Raw genomic sequence first — 15,400 nt, 5'->3', positions numbered from 1 at the left:
TTGCATTAAAAAGAAAACTTAAGATAGTTAATGTTTTTATTGTCTTTCAGATATTTCTTTTCGTAATAGGTCTTTATCGACAAAACCTCATCAGCAAATTCAGAGTGATAAAGGTCTTCTGTTCTGACATGCAGATTTAAGCCTGTTTCTTCTATTTTTTCAACTGTATAGGCGTGCAGGTCGTCGTTATCTGTTTTTAGGTTGATGAAACCGCCTGGCCTTACAACCACTTTATACATATCCAAAAAGCGTGACGAGGTAAGTCTTTTCTTCTCGCGGCTTATTTGAGGCTGAGGATCAGGAAAGGTGATCCAAATCTCATCAACTTCGTCATTTGCAAAATAATCTAGCAGGGTTTCTATTTGGATACGCAAAAAACCTACATTGTTTACGCCATCCTCCAATGCGGTTTTAGCCCCACGCCAAATCCGGTTACCCTTATAATCAATCCCGATAAAATTTTTATCCGGAAACAGAGTAGCCAGATTAACGGTGTATTCGCCTTTTCCACAGGCTAACTCTAATACCAAAGGATTATCATTTTTAAAAAAACTGCTGCTCCACTTTCCTTTAAACTCTTTGCCTGCATCTAATTGTAAAACGTTACTAAAAGTATCTATCTCCGCAAAGCGCCTTAATTTGTCTTTTCCCACTTAAAATAATTAAAGTGCAAAAATAGTGTTTTAAGGAAATTATTGGAGGATAGATTTCTTAGCACATTTACACGGATATGAACTGTTCAAAATTTTAAACTTCTGTCATTTTTGCAATAATCATTTTGAGGTTACGTTTTGATTTGTATAATTACCACATCATTTAATTACTCACTTATTTATTATGAAACTGATCCGATCTGCCTTCTACCCTTCTATTATTCTGTTTGCATTACTTGCTTTAAATGCCTGCAAAGCAAAAAAGCTTGCTGAAAAACCAGCACCTGTTGCAGAAACCCCGGCACCTGCTCCTGCTGCTCCTGTAGAACAACCGAAAGCTGAACCCGCTACTGAAACTGCACCTGCCCCAGCGCCAACACCGGCTCCTGACTATAACTTCAGCAATATTCAATTTGAATTTGACTCAGGCGTTCTGAAAACGGCATCATACCCGATATTGGACAAGGCTGCTGCCGAAATGAAAATTGACCCGACAGTTAAATTTACCTTAAGTGGATATGCATCTGCCGAAGGTACTGCCGACCATAATATGCAATTATCTGTTGATAGGGCAAATGCGGTAAAAGCATACCTGGTAAATTCAGGTGTAAGCATCAGCAATTTAACGGCTAACGGTTATGGCGAAAACAATCCAGTTGCCGATAACAGCACCGATACCGGCAGGGTAATTAACCGTCGTGTTGAAATAAAAAAGCAAAACTAAAAAACTAAAAACCGGCATAGGCATAATTGTTTATGCCGGTTAAATATCTCAATTGAATAAGCGCATTTATATTTCTATCTCAGGCAACTGAACTTCCATAACTGCCGTAACCTATTGTAAAAGCTTTTAAACCATAAAGCCGCCATTACAATAGCATTTTGAAACACTTAATTAAAACAGTTTTAAGCATACTCATCCGCAAGGAAAAAGTAAGGCTGTGTATCCAAATTTTGCTCGATCTGTTTATCGGCATTCTGGATATAGCATTCCTGGGGGCTTTGCTTTTTGTTATCAATTTTTACACTGGTAACCGCGCTGACAAGCATACCTTTTTATCATCCCTGTTCAATCAAAATTCATTGCTGCTCATCAGCATTTTTTTTGTGTTTTATGCTATCAAAAACTGGGTGGGCTATCTCATCACCAAATCACAAAACATATTTTTCTATGCGGTTGCTTCGCGATTATCAAAACGGAACATACAGCATTATTTAAAGGATGATTACCAGCAGTTTGTTCACGTTGATTCGTCTGTTTATATCCGTAAAATAAGCCAGCAGCCTATTGAATTCAGCAACTATATCTTAACCAATATCCAGCAGATTATTTCGCAAGGAGCATTGATCCTGTTTACAGTAATTGGCATACTGTTTTACCATCCATCCTTGTTCCTTTCCTTATTTCTGCTGCTGCTACCGCCGGTGGTTTTGCTGGGATATTTTATTAAGAAGAAGCTGAAAGATATACGCAGCAATTCAAAATTAACCAGCCAGCTCACGCTCCAATATCTAAAAGAATCATTATCCGGCTATGTTGAAAGCAATGTTTATAATAAAAATGACTTTTTTACCACCCGGTATTATCGTTACCAAAAACAACTGAACGATTATATTGCCACCCAACAAACCCTGCAGGGATTACCATCGCGACTGATAGAGGTTTTTGCGGTGCTTGGCTTTCTGATACTCATGGCCATTAATAAATGGGCAGCAAATAATCACGCCATCGGCTTGCTTGATATCGGAGTTTTTATGGCCGCATCCTACAAAATCATTCCCGGAATTGTTAAAATATTAAACAGCGCAGGTCAAATCAAAACCTATGAATTTACCGTTAATGATCTGGCCAATAATGCAGCAATTCCGTATGAGGCAATTTCGGCTGAAACTTATATCGATTCCATAAAATTTAACCAGGTCAATTTCAATTACGGACATAAGCAAATATTAAACAACTTTTGTTTTGAAGCCTACCGCGGCGATTTTGTGGGTATATCAGGGCCTTCAGGATTGGGTAAAAGCACTATTATTAATCTGCTGCTTGGTTTTCTGGAGCAGGAAAGCGGAACCATCTCCATAAATCATATGCCTGTTGATATTAACGGTAGAAAAAGTTACCGGAAAAGCATTGCTTATGTTAAACAGCAGTCATTTTTTATAAATGATTCTATTTTAAAAAACATCATACTTACAGAAGGCAAGTATGATGAAGATAAATTAACTAAAGCACTTTCCTTTTGTGGAATAGACGATATTATTAAACAATATCCGGAAGGCGTAAATAAAATACTCACCGAAAACGCTAAAAATATAAGCGGCGGCCAGCGCCAAAGATTAATGTTAGCCAGGGCCCTGTACCACGATTTTGATGTCTTGATTTTGGACGAACCCTTTGGTGAAGTTGATGATGCCGCAGAAAAAACAATTTTAATAAAGCTCGAATTGCTGGCTAAAATGGGTAAAATGATTATCATGATCACACACAATAAAAATAGTTTGTCGTTTTGCAATAAGGTGGTTTTGTTAGATGGAGCATATGCTTGAAACATTAGTTATCCTTACACCCGGCTTCCCAGCAAATGAAGCTGATACTACCTGCATACCGCCCCAGCAACTGTTTGTAAAGGCACTTAAGGAAATTTGCCCGGGATTAGAAATAATTGTGGTAAGCCTTCACTATCCTTTTACCTCAAGCGAATATAAATGGCATGGGGTTAAAGTAATCCCAATTGGCGGAAAAGATAATGGCCAATTTCTAAGGGGCATTACCTGGATAAAAACATGGCGTATTTTAACAAAGCTAAATAACAAATATCACCCTGTCGGACTGCTTAGTTTCTGGATGGGCGAATGTGCTTTTGTGGGCCATTATTTTGCCAAATCACACAGATTGAAGCATTACAGCTGGCTGCTGGGTCAGGATGCCAAAAAAGGAAACAAATATTTTAAGTGGATAAAGCCCGGGGCCGGTTCATTGATTGCCTTATCTGATTTTATAGCTGAAACAGTGCAGCGTAATTATGGCTTATTACCGGCAAATATTGTCCCGGTAGGGATTGATACCACTATGTTTAAAAAGGGGCACATTAAAAGAGATATTGACATTTTAGGAGCAGGCTCACTGATTCCGCTTAAACAATACTCCATTTTGGTTGAAGTTGTTGGCTTTTTAAAAGATCATATCCCCGATATTAAAGCGGTGCTGTGCGGCAAAGGTCCGGAAATGGAAACGCTGAAAACAATGGCCAACTCTTTCAATTTAACTAACAATCTTTCCTTTGTTGGTGAGTTGCCCCACAAAGAAGTGATTGAGCTGATGCAACGCTCCAAAGTTTTTTTACATACTTCAAATTATGAGGGCTTCGGATCGGTAATGGCTGAAGCTTTGTATGCCGGCGCGCACGTAGTTTCTTTTTGTAAACCGATGGCAAAAAATTACCGGCATCATTATGTAGTAAAAAATAGGAGTGAAATGAAAAAAGAGTCTTTAGCTATCCTCCAAAGCCCCAGGCCGGGGCATGATCCGGTGCTGATGTTTCCCATCCAAAAGGTTGCCAAAAACATCATCAGCCTTTTTGCCGATGAAATTGATTATAGTGATGTTGAAACTTTATGAATTTGAGTCGCAATGGCGTCAAACGAAAGTGTGGATTTAAAATAGGCCAATGATTTAGCTTTCTTATCTTCTATATCCAGTGTTTTAGATTGCTCAAGCACATCCAACAGCGCTTGTTCATTGCCTGCTTCATATAATAATCCACAGTTTCCGTTATCGGTTGACATTCTGAAAGCAGGGATATCGGTTACAATGGGAATACAACCACATGACATTGCTTCGCAAACTGCAGTACCACTCCCTTCATAATACGAGCCTGAAATAAAGAAAGTGGCGCTATTAAACCAGTATAATAACTCATCATGCGGCACCTTACCAATCAATGTGATTGGACTATTATCTCCATACTTTTCCAACAATATCTTTATATCATTAAGCAGATCATCAGTATGATAAATCATATAAAGATGTACACCGGGATTGCTTTCGGCAAACTTTAAAAATGCTTTTACTACATTAAGCGGATCCTTATTGGCATTGAGTCTTCCAACCCACAAAAACATAGGATTGCCCGATACTTTAATATTTAATTTTGACGCTGCATTTTTATCTGGATAAAACAAAGAGGAAACTTCCATAACCTCATGTATCTTTTTCGCCGACGAAATATTGCCTTTTGCTACCCATTCGGCACCGATACCATGTGATGCAAATAAATAAGCATTAATACAACTATCAGCAAGCCTTTGCACTTTGCCTTTAATACCCGGAAACGGCTTTTCGGCATGATGCTGGGCAATTATCCGGGTTCTTTTATTCAACATCAGCCTTAATTGTATTACCTGCAAAGGATTGTGCAGCCCCTGTATAAAAACTATATCAGGAGCTAAACTTTTAACATATTGATGTAACCTAGATGGGAAATAGGTTTTCTTTTTATCAAAATTCACAAATCTGTTATCAACGTTATTATAGGTCACATTCCCCACATAATCTATTTGTACCACATTAATTACCGTATGCATTTTCCCCAAAGATTCTAATACCCCTGAATACATCTCGGTTCGTTTAAACCAACTTTGTGGTGAGGTGAAGCCTGGTGAGTAATGATAAGTAACAAAAACGTATTTCATAATTGTTTCAGATTAATAAATGACCTTTACTCTTAGGCCCCATGCAAAAACTGTAAAAAACTAATATGATGAAACGAAGAAATGCATTCTCTGATTTTTCACCAATTAACAATCTACCTTCCATCAGCACATAGATTTCGACTTTTTAAAAACAACGTTAGAGTGAGACATTGGTCAAACCGACTTAGTTAAACTTACAGGGAATTTTGCTTCAGGGTAATATCTTATAATGTTTTCAATTAGTTGAGGCAAGTTACCTTTAACGTATTTTCCAACCCCATGAATGTATATTTTACTAAAATTTTTCAACGCAGTTTCATCAAATTGCTTAAGCAAGCTTTCGTCAAACATACTGATCTTTCCTTTATGCATAACCAGCAGCAAATCATCAGGTTGAGTCGCAAAAAAGGCATTAAACCCAGTTAACCCTTCTTTTACCCTGGCCACAACAATGTCCGCATCTTTGCCGGGTAAAATTTCACCGCTGTTTAACTGCCATGTTTTTGCAGCACTAACCGTTAAGCTCCGGTAAATTTCTTCATCGTTTAATAACCGGCTTTCCCGGGCAATATGTAAATGGTTCCACATGTTCCAGTCACCGGTAAGTGTTGAATCAGTGCCAAACAGCATAGGGGTGTGCTGTCTTAAAATATCAACTCTTGCTGTTTTATTCAGCAAAAAATAATTTGACTCAGGGCACCATACTATAGCATCAAACTTCTTTGCCTGGTGCTCCGTCATCGCTACGGCATGTACGCCAATCAGTCTTTTTCGTAGCAGGTTCCATTTAATTAACCTGTCAATTTCATGGCATGATAACCAGTCATTGCCTTCACCTGTGTGGATATTTACAGGAAGTGCTTTTTTAAAAGGGTTGTTCAACTTTAAACGCCATCCCTTTTCAAACTGCACCGAATGCAGGCAATGCGTTTCTTCAAAAACTGTAATTATATCATCTGCAATGCCCAGCTTTTCACCATGATTAATAACCGTGGTAACACCGGCTAACAGGTTTTTATAAACACCCCATTGTGCACGCAAGGTAACAGGAATTTTAAGCACAGCAGCAATCTCTGCCTTATATTTTTCATGAATGTGCTTTCCCCATTCAGTATAATTATTGTAAGTAATTGTGCCCAATTGAGGGAACAAATTAAAATCGAGATGATCATGTGAATTAATCAATCCCGGAAAAACCATTGCCCTTTCAAAGGTTAATTTTAAAGATGCCACAGTATCAACCATTTCTGTTGATGATACATCCGCTACTTTCCCATTGTTAATAAGAATATTAACCTGCTCATCGCCACCTACCGGTAATACATTATTAAGGGTCATTACGCCCTCCTGAAGTGCAGCCCGTAAATAATCGGAAAATCTTTAAACTTATCATAAACATGCAATGCATTTTGCTGCTGATAATAATGCTTTACCGTTTCATCCACCCGTTTTTCCTCTTCGGCAAAAATATAAAAACCCTTACTCAAAAGAATGTCCTTAATTGTATCAATCTTGTGAACATAGTTTTCAACTGCAATATGGATGTTCTTATGCCTGAAAGTTCTTTTACCACCAGAGGCTAAAGCATCAGGATGAAAATCGGTAATAATGATCTCTCCTTTCTGCTTCAAGATCCTGCACCAGGCTTCCAATGCTTCCTCAATATTTTCAATATGTGCAACCGTTAAGGTTGAGAGGATCACATCATAAACATGATCTTCAATCTCTGTAAAATAATTATCGGTAATAACGTGCGTATTGGCTTCCGGATACTTTTGCTTTAATTGATTGAGCATCCCCGGAGAAACATCAAACCCAGTTAACACTAATGGCGACTGGTCAAATATTTGTGGCCAGTGCCTGCCTGTGCCGCAGCCTATGTCAGCAACCACTTTGTTAGCAAGCTCAATATTCCGCATCAGCTTGGCAAACAAAATGGCGTCAAAATCAAGCATCAGGTTGCCGGGTTGTGCATCATAATTTTCGGCCCAGATATCATAGGCCTCTACAACTCCCCTGTCCTGTACCGCCCAACCGGAAACATGTTGTTTAATGTATTTTTTTATGGTATTGATCACTGCATTTACTTATTAAAGGTGATTAATGACTTTTCTATCAATATAAACTACGATTCATTTAACATAAAGGTTGCTCTGCTAATTTATTTAACCCATAAGGCAACCATTACATTTTAGGGGGCGTAATTACTAATGAGTATTTGTTTAACATACATGGTTATGAGTTTGGGTTTGGCCATTGTGTGTCTCCGCGTAGTGGGTAAGTACCGGTGGGTTAAGTCCCGCCGGTATCGCGGATATTTTAGTGCTCAATTTACTTTGCAATAAAAAAGATGAATAAGATTTTACTGTTTAATCCTAAAAGCGCAATAAATAAATACAGGATCCCCAATTCCATATTAAACATTGCCGCCTCGGTTGATGGGAAATACGAATGGGTAATTGTTGATGGCAACTGTGAAGCCGACCCGATAAAAAAGATAGAAAGCTATTTAAACACAGGCGAGTTTAAATACCTGGGCTTTACTGTTATGCCTGGCCCTCAATTAAGGCAGGCTATACTGGCATCAAAATCAATTAAAGAAAAGTTCCCTTATACCACCATGATATGGGGTGGTTATTTTCCCTCTAATCAACCCAATGCGGTATTATATTCGGGCTATGTTGATTTTATTATAAACGGCCCCGGCGATAATGCTTTCCCTAATTTGATTGATGCTTTAGAACATGGCCATCCTTTTGAGTTCATCAAAAACCTGATCTATAAAGGAGTAAACAATCAAATTGTTAAAAATGCAAAAGAAGACCTGCTCGACCAGGATTCATTGCCGCCATTGCCTTATGATAAGCTGAACAACTTTTATCCTATCACCAAGTTTTTAGGAAAGACTTATCTGGGCGAAAAAACACTGGCTTATCACTCCAGTATCGGCTGTCCTTTTACCTGTTCCTTTTGTGCGGTAGTGCCCATTTACGAGGCCCGCTGGAAAGGAAAATCGGCCCAAAACGTGTATAAGGATGTAAAATACATCAAAGACAAATGGGGTGCCGATGCCATTGAGTTTCATGACAATAATTTCTTCGTATCAGAAAAACGTGCGGTTGAATTTTCAAGGCTGATAAAGGATGAGAACATGACCTGGTGGGGAATGGCCCGTATTGATACGATGAGCAAGTTTAAAGACTCATCATTAGCTGCCATTCGCGAAGCTGGTTGCAAGATTATATTTTTTGGTGCCGAAAGTGGCAACAACGAAGTACTGGCCCAGATGGACAAAGGCGGCACACAAACCGGCAACCAGATTATTGAATTTGCCGAACGTTTGAAAAAGTTTGACATCATTCCGGAATATTCATTTGTATTGGGAACACCTGCACCTACGCCTGAAAAGGTACAAGGGCAGATTGATTTTGAGATTGACTTTATTAAAAAGGTAAAGCATGTAAATCCCAAAACAGAAATCATTATCTATACCTATAGCCCTGTGCCAACCGAAGGTTCAGAAATGTACAACCAGGTATTGGCCAGTGGCTTTAAATTTCCACAAACACTGGAGGATTGGATAAGCCCGGCATGGGAAAGTTTCGACCTGAGGAAAAACCCTTTAACACCCTGGCTAACGCCCGAAATGATTGACAAGATCAGGAATTTTGAAACGGTATTGAATGGCGTATACCCAACCGTTACAGACATCCGCCTTAACATGATCAAGAGAAAAGCAATACAAATAATTGCCGGACTAAGATATAGAGTAAATCTATATCAATACCCTTACGAAATAAAATTATTGCAAAAGGTGTGGCGATACCGCCAGCCTGAAATACAGGGATTCTAAATTTCCTCCCCATATTTCGTTAAAAATAATACTATGGCCCTGCCTGCATTATACCAAACATACAAGCGTTACCGCACTTTGCAAACGCACAAAATTTCGGCATTACCGGTAGTAATCCTGATGCCGCATAGTGCCTGCAATTGCCGCTGCGTAATGTGCGATATCTGGAAGGACAATAAAAACCTGAAACAACTTACCGAACATGATGTAAGCAAATTAATGGCGGCGCTAAAAAAGTTCGGCACGCAGCAGGTGGCCATGTCTGGCGGTGAAGCATTGCTCAATACCAACTTTTTTAAGCTATGCGCTATCCTCAAAAAACAAAACATAAAAATATCGCTGCTTACTACCGGGCTATCCGTCAAAAAATATGCAGAACAGATACTGGAATGGGTAGATGATATGGTGGTTTCTTTAGACGGCGATGAACCCCTGCATGATGCCATAAGGAATATTCCGGGTGCATTTAATAAGTTGAGAGAGGGCGTTGAATACATTAAAGCCATAAAGCCCGATTATAAAATTACTGCCCGCACGGTAATCCATCGCCTTAACTTCAGAAACTGGCAAAGCATTATTAATGAAGCTAAAATAATGGGCATTGACCAGGTTAGCTTTTTGCCCGCCGATGTAAGCAGTCATGCTTTTAACCGCCAGATGGCCTGGGAAGAACCCAAACAGCACGAGATACTGATATCAGAAAAAGAGCTTCCCGAATTATTGGAAGTAGTGATGAAAATCATCGCTAATCAAAGTGATTTCAGTTCAGGTTTTATTGCCGAGTCGCCCGAAAAAATACAGCAGATTTACCAGTATTACGCAGCCTTTTACGGGCTAAACCCTTTCCCCTTTAAAAAATGTAACGCCCCCTGGGTATCAACCGTTGTTGAAGCCGATGGCAGCGTACGGCCATGCTTTTTTCATGATGTAATCGGTAACATCCATCATTCATCATTAGATAATATTTTAAACAGCAAGGAAGCTATCCGTTTCAGGCAAACGCTCAATATGGGTGTTAATGATACCTGTGTAAAATGTGTTTGTTCATTAAACCTATCGCCTTTGGCAAAAATTGCATAGTATGAAAAGTATCCTTTTTAGCCATTCATATTTTTTACGGTTTGATCCCAAACAATGGCAACTGGGGCAGCCATATCCGCCGTTGGGCACTTTGTATGCGGCTGCATTAATGAGAGAAAACAATTACAAGGTATCTTTATTCGACACCATGTTTTCGAGCGACCCCGAGGAGGTTATCCCTGTAATTACGCAAAGCAATCCTGATTTTTTTGTGATTTATGATGATGGCTTTAACTATCTCACCAAAATGTGCCTCACTAATATGCGCGAAGCTGCTTTCAGCATGAGCAAAATTGCCAGGGCAACAGGCAGCACCGTTATTGTTTCCAGCTCCGACTCAACCGATCGTTACGAGGAATACCTGAAAGAAGGTGCCGATTTTGTGATTATCGGCGAAGCTGAGCATACCCTGCTGGAGCTAACCAATTACATCCAAACCGGAAATAAAGATTACTCCACCATACAGGGACTGGCCTATATTAAAGATGATAAGATTGTTAAAACACCCGGCCGGCCGGTTTTAAAAGACTTGGACAGCATGCCCCTGCCTGCCTGGGATTTGGTTGATATACCCAAATACCGCGACAGCTGGCTAAAAAGCAGTGGGTATTTTTCCCTCAATATGAGCACCACCCGCGGCTGTCCCTTTAAATGTAACTGGTGCGCCAAGCCCATTTATGGTAATAGGTACAACTCCCGCAGTGCGGCTAATGTGGTTACCGAAATAAAGCTGCTGAAGGAATTGTATAACATGGACCATATTTGGTTCTGCGATGATATTTTTGGCTTAAAACCGGGCTGGGTTAAAGAGTTCGCCAGGCTTTTAGAACAGGACGATATCAGCATCAGGTTTAAAATTCAATCGAGGGCCGATCTTTTGGAGGATGAGGAAACTGTAAATGCCCTGGCAGCTTCCGGCTGCCAAAATGTTTGGATAGGTGCCGAAAGCGGCTCGCAGAAAATACTGGACGCCATGGACAAAGGCATCACGGTTGATCAGATCCGTAAGGCTACCCTGTTGATGAAAGCAGAAGGGATTAAACCATCTTTCTTTATCCAGTTTGGTTATCCCGGCGAGTTAAAGGAGGATATTCAGCTAACCATTAACATGATTAATGAGCTGCTGCCTTTTGAGATAGGCATATCCGTTTCATACCCGCTGCCAGGCACCCTGTTTTATGAAAGGGTAAAGGCCGATCTGAAGAAAAAAACCAACTGGACCGACTCTGACGAGATGGCGCTGATGTTTCATAACACCTTCCCGCCATCGTACTATAAACAATTGCACCGTTATGTGCATCAAAACTACCATAAACACCTGGCAAAAAACAGTTTGGTTAAATTGATGAAGAATCCGCTGCGTACTAACTTAAAAAGCATCCGGAAAGCATTGTCGGTTTTTTATCATGCCCCGGCCACACTGGTTGAAGGCTTTAAATTAAAACAACTGGAGGGTGCGCAATGAAAGCCGCATTAGCCCATAACGAACAACTGGCCGAAGCAGCATTTACCAATCAGTCGGTAATTTTTGATGCCATTTATGCTGATAACACCATTGTTAGCTACAAACGCGACCGTGTACGGAGCCATGTATTGCAATATTTAGCTCCTGATAGCCTGATACTCGAACTAAACAGCGGCACGGGCGAGGACGCCTTATTCTTTGCACAGCAAGGGCACAGGGTGCATGCAACTGATGTCTCTACCGGGATGCAGCAGCAGCTTAAACAAAAAATGGAGCTCAACGGCATGCAGGCAAGAGTGAGCAATGAACTGTGCTCCTTTACTCATTTGCATGAGCTTTTAAACAAAGGCCCGTACGATCATATTTTCTCCAACTTTGCGGGCCTCAACTGCACCGGCGAACTGGACAAGGTATTAGCTTCATTCCACAGCTTATTGAAACCAAACGGCAGAGTAACGCTGGTAATATTACCCCAATTTTGTTTGTGGGAGTTCCTGCTTATTTTTAAAGGGAAGTTCCGCACCGCATTCAGAAGACTTTTCAGCAGCAAGGGCATCACCGCCCATGTAGAAGGCACGTATTTTAAGTGCTGGTACTATAATCCTTCGTTTATTATTGAGCGCTTAAAGGGCCAATTTAAGGTATTAGGTGTTGAAGGTTTGTGCACCATTGTACCCCCATCATACATTGAAGGCTTTGCAGAGAAGCACCCCAAAGCATATTCCTTTTTAAAGGCTAAAGAAGACAAGCTAAAATCCAAATGGCCCTGGAAGTATATCGGTGATTATTATATTATTTCGCTGGAGAAGAAATAATCTTTCTACCTATCAACTACATAATTCTTGTAACGGCTGTAACACTTGTAACGCCTGTAACACCCCGTTACAAGTGTTACAAGCGTTACAAAATCATCCTCCATTACAAATTATTTATTCCCAATCATCCGCAGAAGAATCTCTTTCGCAGGAATAAGGGAGTTGAGACAGGTTCTTTTCAATTGCCAGCAATTAGAAACATTAGAAACATTTAGAAACACTTGTTTCTAATGTTTCTAAATGTTTCTAGTGTTGCTACTACAATAGCTATTGGTATTAATAAAACAGATTAGCAACAATTACCAATACCAGCAAGCAAACACCACTTGCAAGGCCTGTTACCCCTAACGTCATGGCGAGGTACAGCCTGTCCCGAACTTGCTTCGGGGAAGCTATCTCTACAGAGGACAATCAATGAAACGAAAAGCTTGTGTAGATTAAGAATATTAATCCAATAATCTATTTTAATATTATATTTATTTACTTTCATAAAATATAAACCTAATCCATGACACCACAGACTTCAAAACTTATTTACCCATCAATAGGGAGAGTCGATTCACTATCAAAAGCTTTAAACATTTTACAGCATAAAACAGATAGCATACAGCTTGCATTAACAAAAACAGTCATTGGAAAAGAATATTTTGATCTATCAAAAAGTTTAGGCAAATTGGAAAGGAATGCAATGAAAGGCATTTATTTTAGTCTTGAAAAAGATGATAATAACAATGAAAAGGATGCTAAGAATTTTGTCCCTTTTTTATGGGCACTTAGATTAGCAGCCTCCTACAATCAATCAGAAGATCAAAAAATGACCTCCTTGTGGGTTCTTAACGTATATCGAAAAAAGGACATAGGCGCAGGCGTTGTTAAATACGATAAATATTTTTCTGAAGTAAAAGAGCTTCTAAACGGCCTTAAATCTTCTGATGATCCAGAAACGAAAAGACAAGTTGAAGAAATCGAAAGTGAGTGCTATCGGCAAAAATATGCTTCTATCAAAGTGAAAAAAAATAACGTTAAGAATATTTAAATCTATTAACCCTCCTACGTAGAGATTGCTTTACCGAAACAAGTTCGGCACGAGCTGTACCTCGCAAGGACGTAGTGGAGAGTATAGAGGAATAACCTAGCACTACAAAACCTTCAAACCCCTGCGTCATGGCGAGGAACGAAGCCATCTCTACAGAGGACAATCAACAGCACGCGGAATTAAGTTAATTGAAATAAGCCGTCTCCATTGACTTGCAGAGCGTAGAGATTGCTTCGTTCCTCGCAAGGACGTAGTGGAGAGTATGCAGGATAACTTATAAAAAGGTTAATAGAATTGGGCTATAATATTTTATATCAATAGATAATATAATTATTATAGAGGATTAGGTATTTTAATAAATAAGCCCCTTTCAATTTGGAAACATTTAGAAACATTAGAAACAAGTGTTTCCAAATGTTTCCAATGTTTCTAATATTGATACTACAATAGCCATTGATATTGAAACTGATTACAAGCAATTTCTTGTAACACTTGTAACGCCTGTAACGGGGTGTTACAGGCGTTACAAAACCTCAAACTCCGTCGTCATGGCGGGGTACAGCATCACATCCATTGTCTGAACCCGAATTTTCAGAATTTTGAAATTTCCAGAATATCACGTTAAGAATTCCTTTCATTCTGCAAATCCTATAAATCTAAGTCCAAACAGTTTTAATGCGCCAAACTATGCCCATAATTATGCAAAAGTTCGGCTACTTTGTTATTGTACCGGGTAAGCAGTTTTTTCTGAAAGTTTACCGGATCGGGTTTGGCATAGTGTTTACCGGTGAGCATCCCCATTATTACACCGTGACTGTTTAGCTTTTTCAGAACTGTTTTTTTCTTCCAGCGGCCGGCAGTAATCCGTTCCAGCAAATTATCCAGCCAGTTTATTGGCATAAAATTAAGCACCTGCTCCATCAGGCTTTTAAATGCTGAAGTTTTAACAGGTTTGGCCGATGAGATCCGCATATTTTTATTGGGCAAATACTCGCGTGTCCAGGTATTGGCAGCATAAAACTTTTCAAAAATCACATCGCCCTGTAGTGGTATCAGGGTGCCTACTTCAATTGCAGTATAAATGTTCTGCTCCTTTATCTCCAGCTCCTGCATGTCAATATAATAGTTCATGCAAAACAGGTGCTCTTTATTAATTAAAAAAGTAAGTTTCTTAAAGCAGTGCATAATAGAACGGGCAATCCAGAGCCTGTTTTTCTCAGTAATAATAAACAGGTCGATGTCTGATTCATCATCAGCAAAGTTTTTAGATAACGAGCCCGAAATGGCAATGCCCCGCACAAATGGAAAGCGGATCAATAAATCGCCAACCTTTTCGGCAACCTTTATCAGCTCAGCGGCTTTCTTATTGCCGTCGTTGCGTCTTAATATAGTGTTATGATCATTCTTTAACGTATAAAACCTATCAAACTGATGAATCACCGTATCATTCAGCAAACACCGCAAAGCATCCTCAAACTGCTCATAGTGATGCTTGCTTTTCAGAAACAGGTAAATTTCGGCCCTGGTTAAAGGGTAATTAAACATGTCGAAATAGGCCAGTGTTGCTAATATGTTTTCTTTAATTTCTGACAAGTTGTTACTGATTAAAGGATATGATCTGTTTTGCATTTAACTGTTATTTATCGTTAGCCCCAATAGTTTAAAATAGGTCCGTTTAATAAGCCTCGCCCAAATCCTCTCCGATGGAGAGGACCGGGTAAGACAATTAAAATTTATTTTAATCCTGGTTATTAAACCTATAATTATGACGGATCAATCTGCCTTTTGGTTGCCCGCACACACAAA

Annotated in this window: 13 protein-coding genes; 8 read left to right on the top strand and 5 right to left on the bottom strand. The window is 39.5% G+C overall.

The genetic code is table 11. From position 1 onward, the window contains the following. Positions 1–5: 5 nt before the first annotated feature. Positions 6–653: a tRNA (guanosine(46)-N7)-methyltransferase TrmB gene (gene trmB, locus JN11_RS14335; RefSeq protein ID WP_144913633.1), complete on the bottom strand. Its 648-nt coding sequence runs from the start codon at positions 651–653 to the stop codon at positions 6–8. A 184-nt stretch (positions 654–837) separates the two neighbouring features. Between trmB and JN11_RS14330 the strand changes: the two genes are divergently transcribed. The 3 genes from JN11_RS14330 (at position 838) to JN11_RS14320 (ending at position 4,272) form a co-directional block, all read left to right on the top strand. Beyond that, entirely contained in the window at positions 838–1,377 is a 540-nt protein-coding gene (locus JN11_RS14330; protein WP_144913631.1) for an OmpA family protein, read from the top strand. 158 nt (positions 1,378–1,535) lie between these two features. Further along, complete coding sequence (locus JN11_RS14325) at positions 1,536–3,200, top strand: ATP-binding cassette domain-containing protein (RefSeq protein ID WP_144913629.1); 1,665 nt, start codon at positions 1,536–1,538, stop codon at positions 3,198–3,200. Continuing rightward, positions 3,193–4,272, top strand: a complete 1,080-nt coding sequence (locus JN11_RS14320) for a glycosyltransferase family 4 protein (protein WP_170227757.1) — start codon at positions 3,193–3,195, stop codon at positions 4,270–4,272. Before JN11_RS14325 ends, JN11_RS14320 begins: the two co-directional genes overlap by 8 nt. Here the strand turns inward: JN11_RS14320 and JN11_RS14315 are convergent. The 3 genes from JN11_RS14315 to JN11_RS14305 all read right to left on the bottom strand — a co-directional run bounded on the left by JN11_RS14315 (position 4,248) and on the right by JN11_RS14305 (position 7,423). Next, a complete protein-coding gene (locus tag JN11_RS14315; protein WP_144913625.1) occupies positions 4,248–5,345 on the bottom strand; it encodes a glycosyltransferase family 4 protein in 1,098 nt (365 codons plus the stop codon). The two genes, JN11_RS14320 and JN11_RS14315, sit on opposite strands and share 25 nt — an antisense overlap. 174 nt (positions 5,346–5,519) lie before the next feature. Next, positions 5,520–6,683: an amidohydrolase family protein gene (locus JN11_RS14310; protein WP_144913623.1), complete on the bottom strand. Its 1,164-nt coding sequence runs from the start codon at positions 6,681–6,683 to the stop codon at positions 5,520–5,522. Further along, entirely contained in the window at positions 6,683–7,423 is a 741-nt protein-coding gene (locus tag JN11_RS14305; protein ID WP_144913620.1) for a class I SAM-dependent methyltransferase, read from the bottom strand. Before JN11_RS14305 ends, JN11_RS14310 begins: the two co-directional genes overlap by 1 nt. Positions 7,424–7,695: 272 nt before the next feature. Here JN11_RS14305 and JN11_RS14300 point away from each other — a divergent pair, with 272 nt between their 5' ends. From JN11_RS14300 to JN11_RS14280, 5 genes are all read left to right on the top strand, one after another. Further along, the gene (locus tag JN11_RS14300) at positions 7,696–9,198 is read left to right on the top strand and encodes a B12-binding domain-containing radical SAM protein (RefSeq protein ID WP_144913618.1); all 1,503 of its coding nucleotides are present in this window, start codon (positions 7,696–7,698) and stop codon (positions 9,196–9,198) included. A gap of 33 nt (positions 9,199–9,231) precedes the next feature. Then, positions 9,232–10,278, top strand: a complete 1,047-nt coding sequence (locus tag JN11_RS14295; RefSeq protein WP_144913616.1) for a radical SAM protein — start codon at positions 9,232–9,234, stop codon at positions 10,276–10,278. A gap of 1 nt (position 10,279) precedes the next feature. Next, the gene (locus tag JN11_RS14290; protein ID WP_144913614.1) at positions 10,280–11,743 is read left to right on the top strand and encodes a B12-binding domain-containing radical SAM protein; all 1,464 of its coding nucleotides are present in this window, start codon (positions 10,280–10,282) and stop codon (positions 11,741–11,743) included. Next, the gene (locus tag JN11_RS14285; RefSeq protein ID WP_144913612.1) at positions 11,740–12,558 is read left to right on the top strand and encodes a class I SAM-dependent methyltransferase; all 819 of its coding nucleotides are present in this window, start codon (positions 11,740–11,742) and stop codon (positions 12,556–12,558) included. Before JN11_RS14290 ends, JN11_RS14285 begins: the two co-directional genes overlap by 4 nt. 508 nt (positions 12,559–13,066) lie before the next feature. After that, positions 13,067–13,594 (top strand): hypothetical protein, encoded by a 528-nt coding sequence (locus JN11_RS14280; RefSeq protein ID WP_144913610.1) that lies wholly within the window; start codon positions 13,067–13,069, stop codon positions 13,592–13,594. A gap of 672 nt (positions 13,595–14,266) precedes the next feature. Here JN11_RS14280 and JN11_RS14275 read toward each other — a convergent pair. Next, positions 14,267–15,223 (bottom strand): nucleotidyltransferase domain-containing protein, encoded by a 957-nt coding sequence (locus JN11_RS14275; RefSeq protein ID WP_144913608.1) that lies wholly within the window; start codon positions 15,221–15,223, stop codon positions 14,267–14,269. Positions 15,224–15,400 lie beyond the last annotated feature (177 nt).

Source organism: Mucilaginibacter frigoritolerans (assembly GCF_007830615.1).
GTDB lineage: Bacteria > Bacteroidota > Bacteroidia > Sphingobacteriales > Sphingobacteriaceae > Mucilaginibacter > Mucilaginibacter frigoritolerans.
Note: the sequence above shows the minus strand (reverse complement) of the source record. Positions and strands in the feature narration are given on the sequence as shown.

Excerpts from the sequence above, each read along its gene's own strand:
- JN11_RS14330 (WP_144913631.1), top strand. The coding sequence starts at position 838 with ATGAAACTGATCCGATCTGCCTTCTACCCTTCTATTATTCTGTTTGCA.
- JN11_RS14320 (WP_170227757.1), top strand. The coding sequence starts at position 3,193 with ATGCTTGAAACATTAGTTATCCTTACACCCGGCTTCCCAGCAAATGAA.
- JN11_RS14315 (WP_144913625.1), bottom strand. The coding sequence starts at position 5,345 with ATGAAATACGTTTTTGTTACTTATCATTACTCACCAGGCTTCACCTCA.
- JN11_RS14310 (WP_144913623.1), bottom strand. The coding sequence starts at position 6,683 with ATGACCCTTAATAATGTATTACCGGTAGGTGGCGATGAGCAGGTTAAT.
- JN11_RS14300 (WP_144913618.1), top strand. The coding sequence starts at position 7,696 with ATGAATAAGATTTTACTGTTTAATCCTAAAAGCGCAATAAATAAATAC.
- JN11_RS14295 (WP_144913616.1), top strand. The coding sequence starts at position 9,232 with ATGGCCCTGCCTGCATTATACCAAACATACAAGCGTTACCGCACTTTG.
- JN11_RS14290 (WP_144913614.1), top strand. The coding sequence starts at position 10,280 with ATGAAAAGTATCCTTTTTAGCCATTCATATTTTTTACGGTTTGATCCC.
- JN11_RS14285 (WP_144913612.1), top strand. The coding sequence starts at position 11,740 with ATGAAAGCCGCATTAGCCCATAACGAACAACTGGCCGAAGCAGCATTT.
- JN11_RS14280 (WP_144913610.1), top strand. The coding sequence starts at position 13,067 with ATGACACCACAGACTTCAAAACTTATTTACCCATCAATAGGGAGAGTC.
- JN11_RS14275 (WP_144913608.1), bottom strand. The coding sequence starts at position 15,223 with ATGCAAAACAGATCATATCCTTTAATCAGTAACAACTTGTCAGAAATT.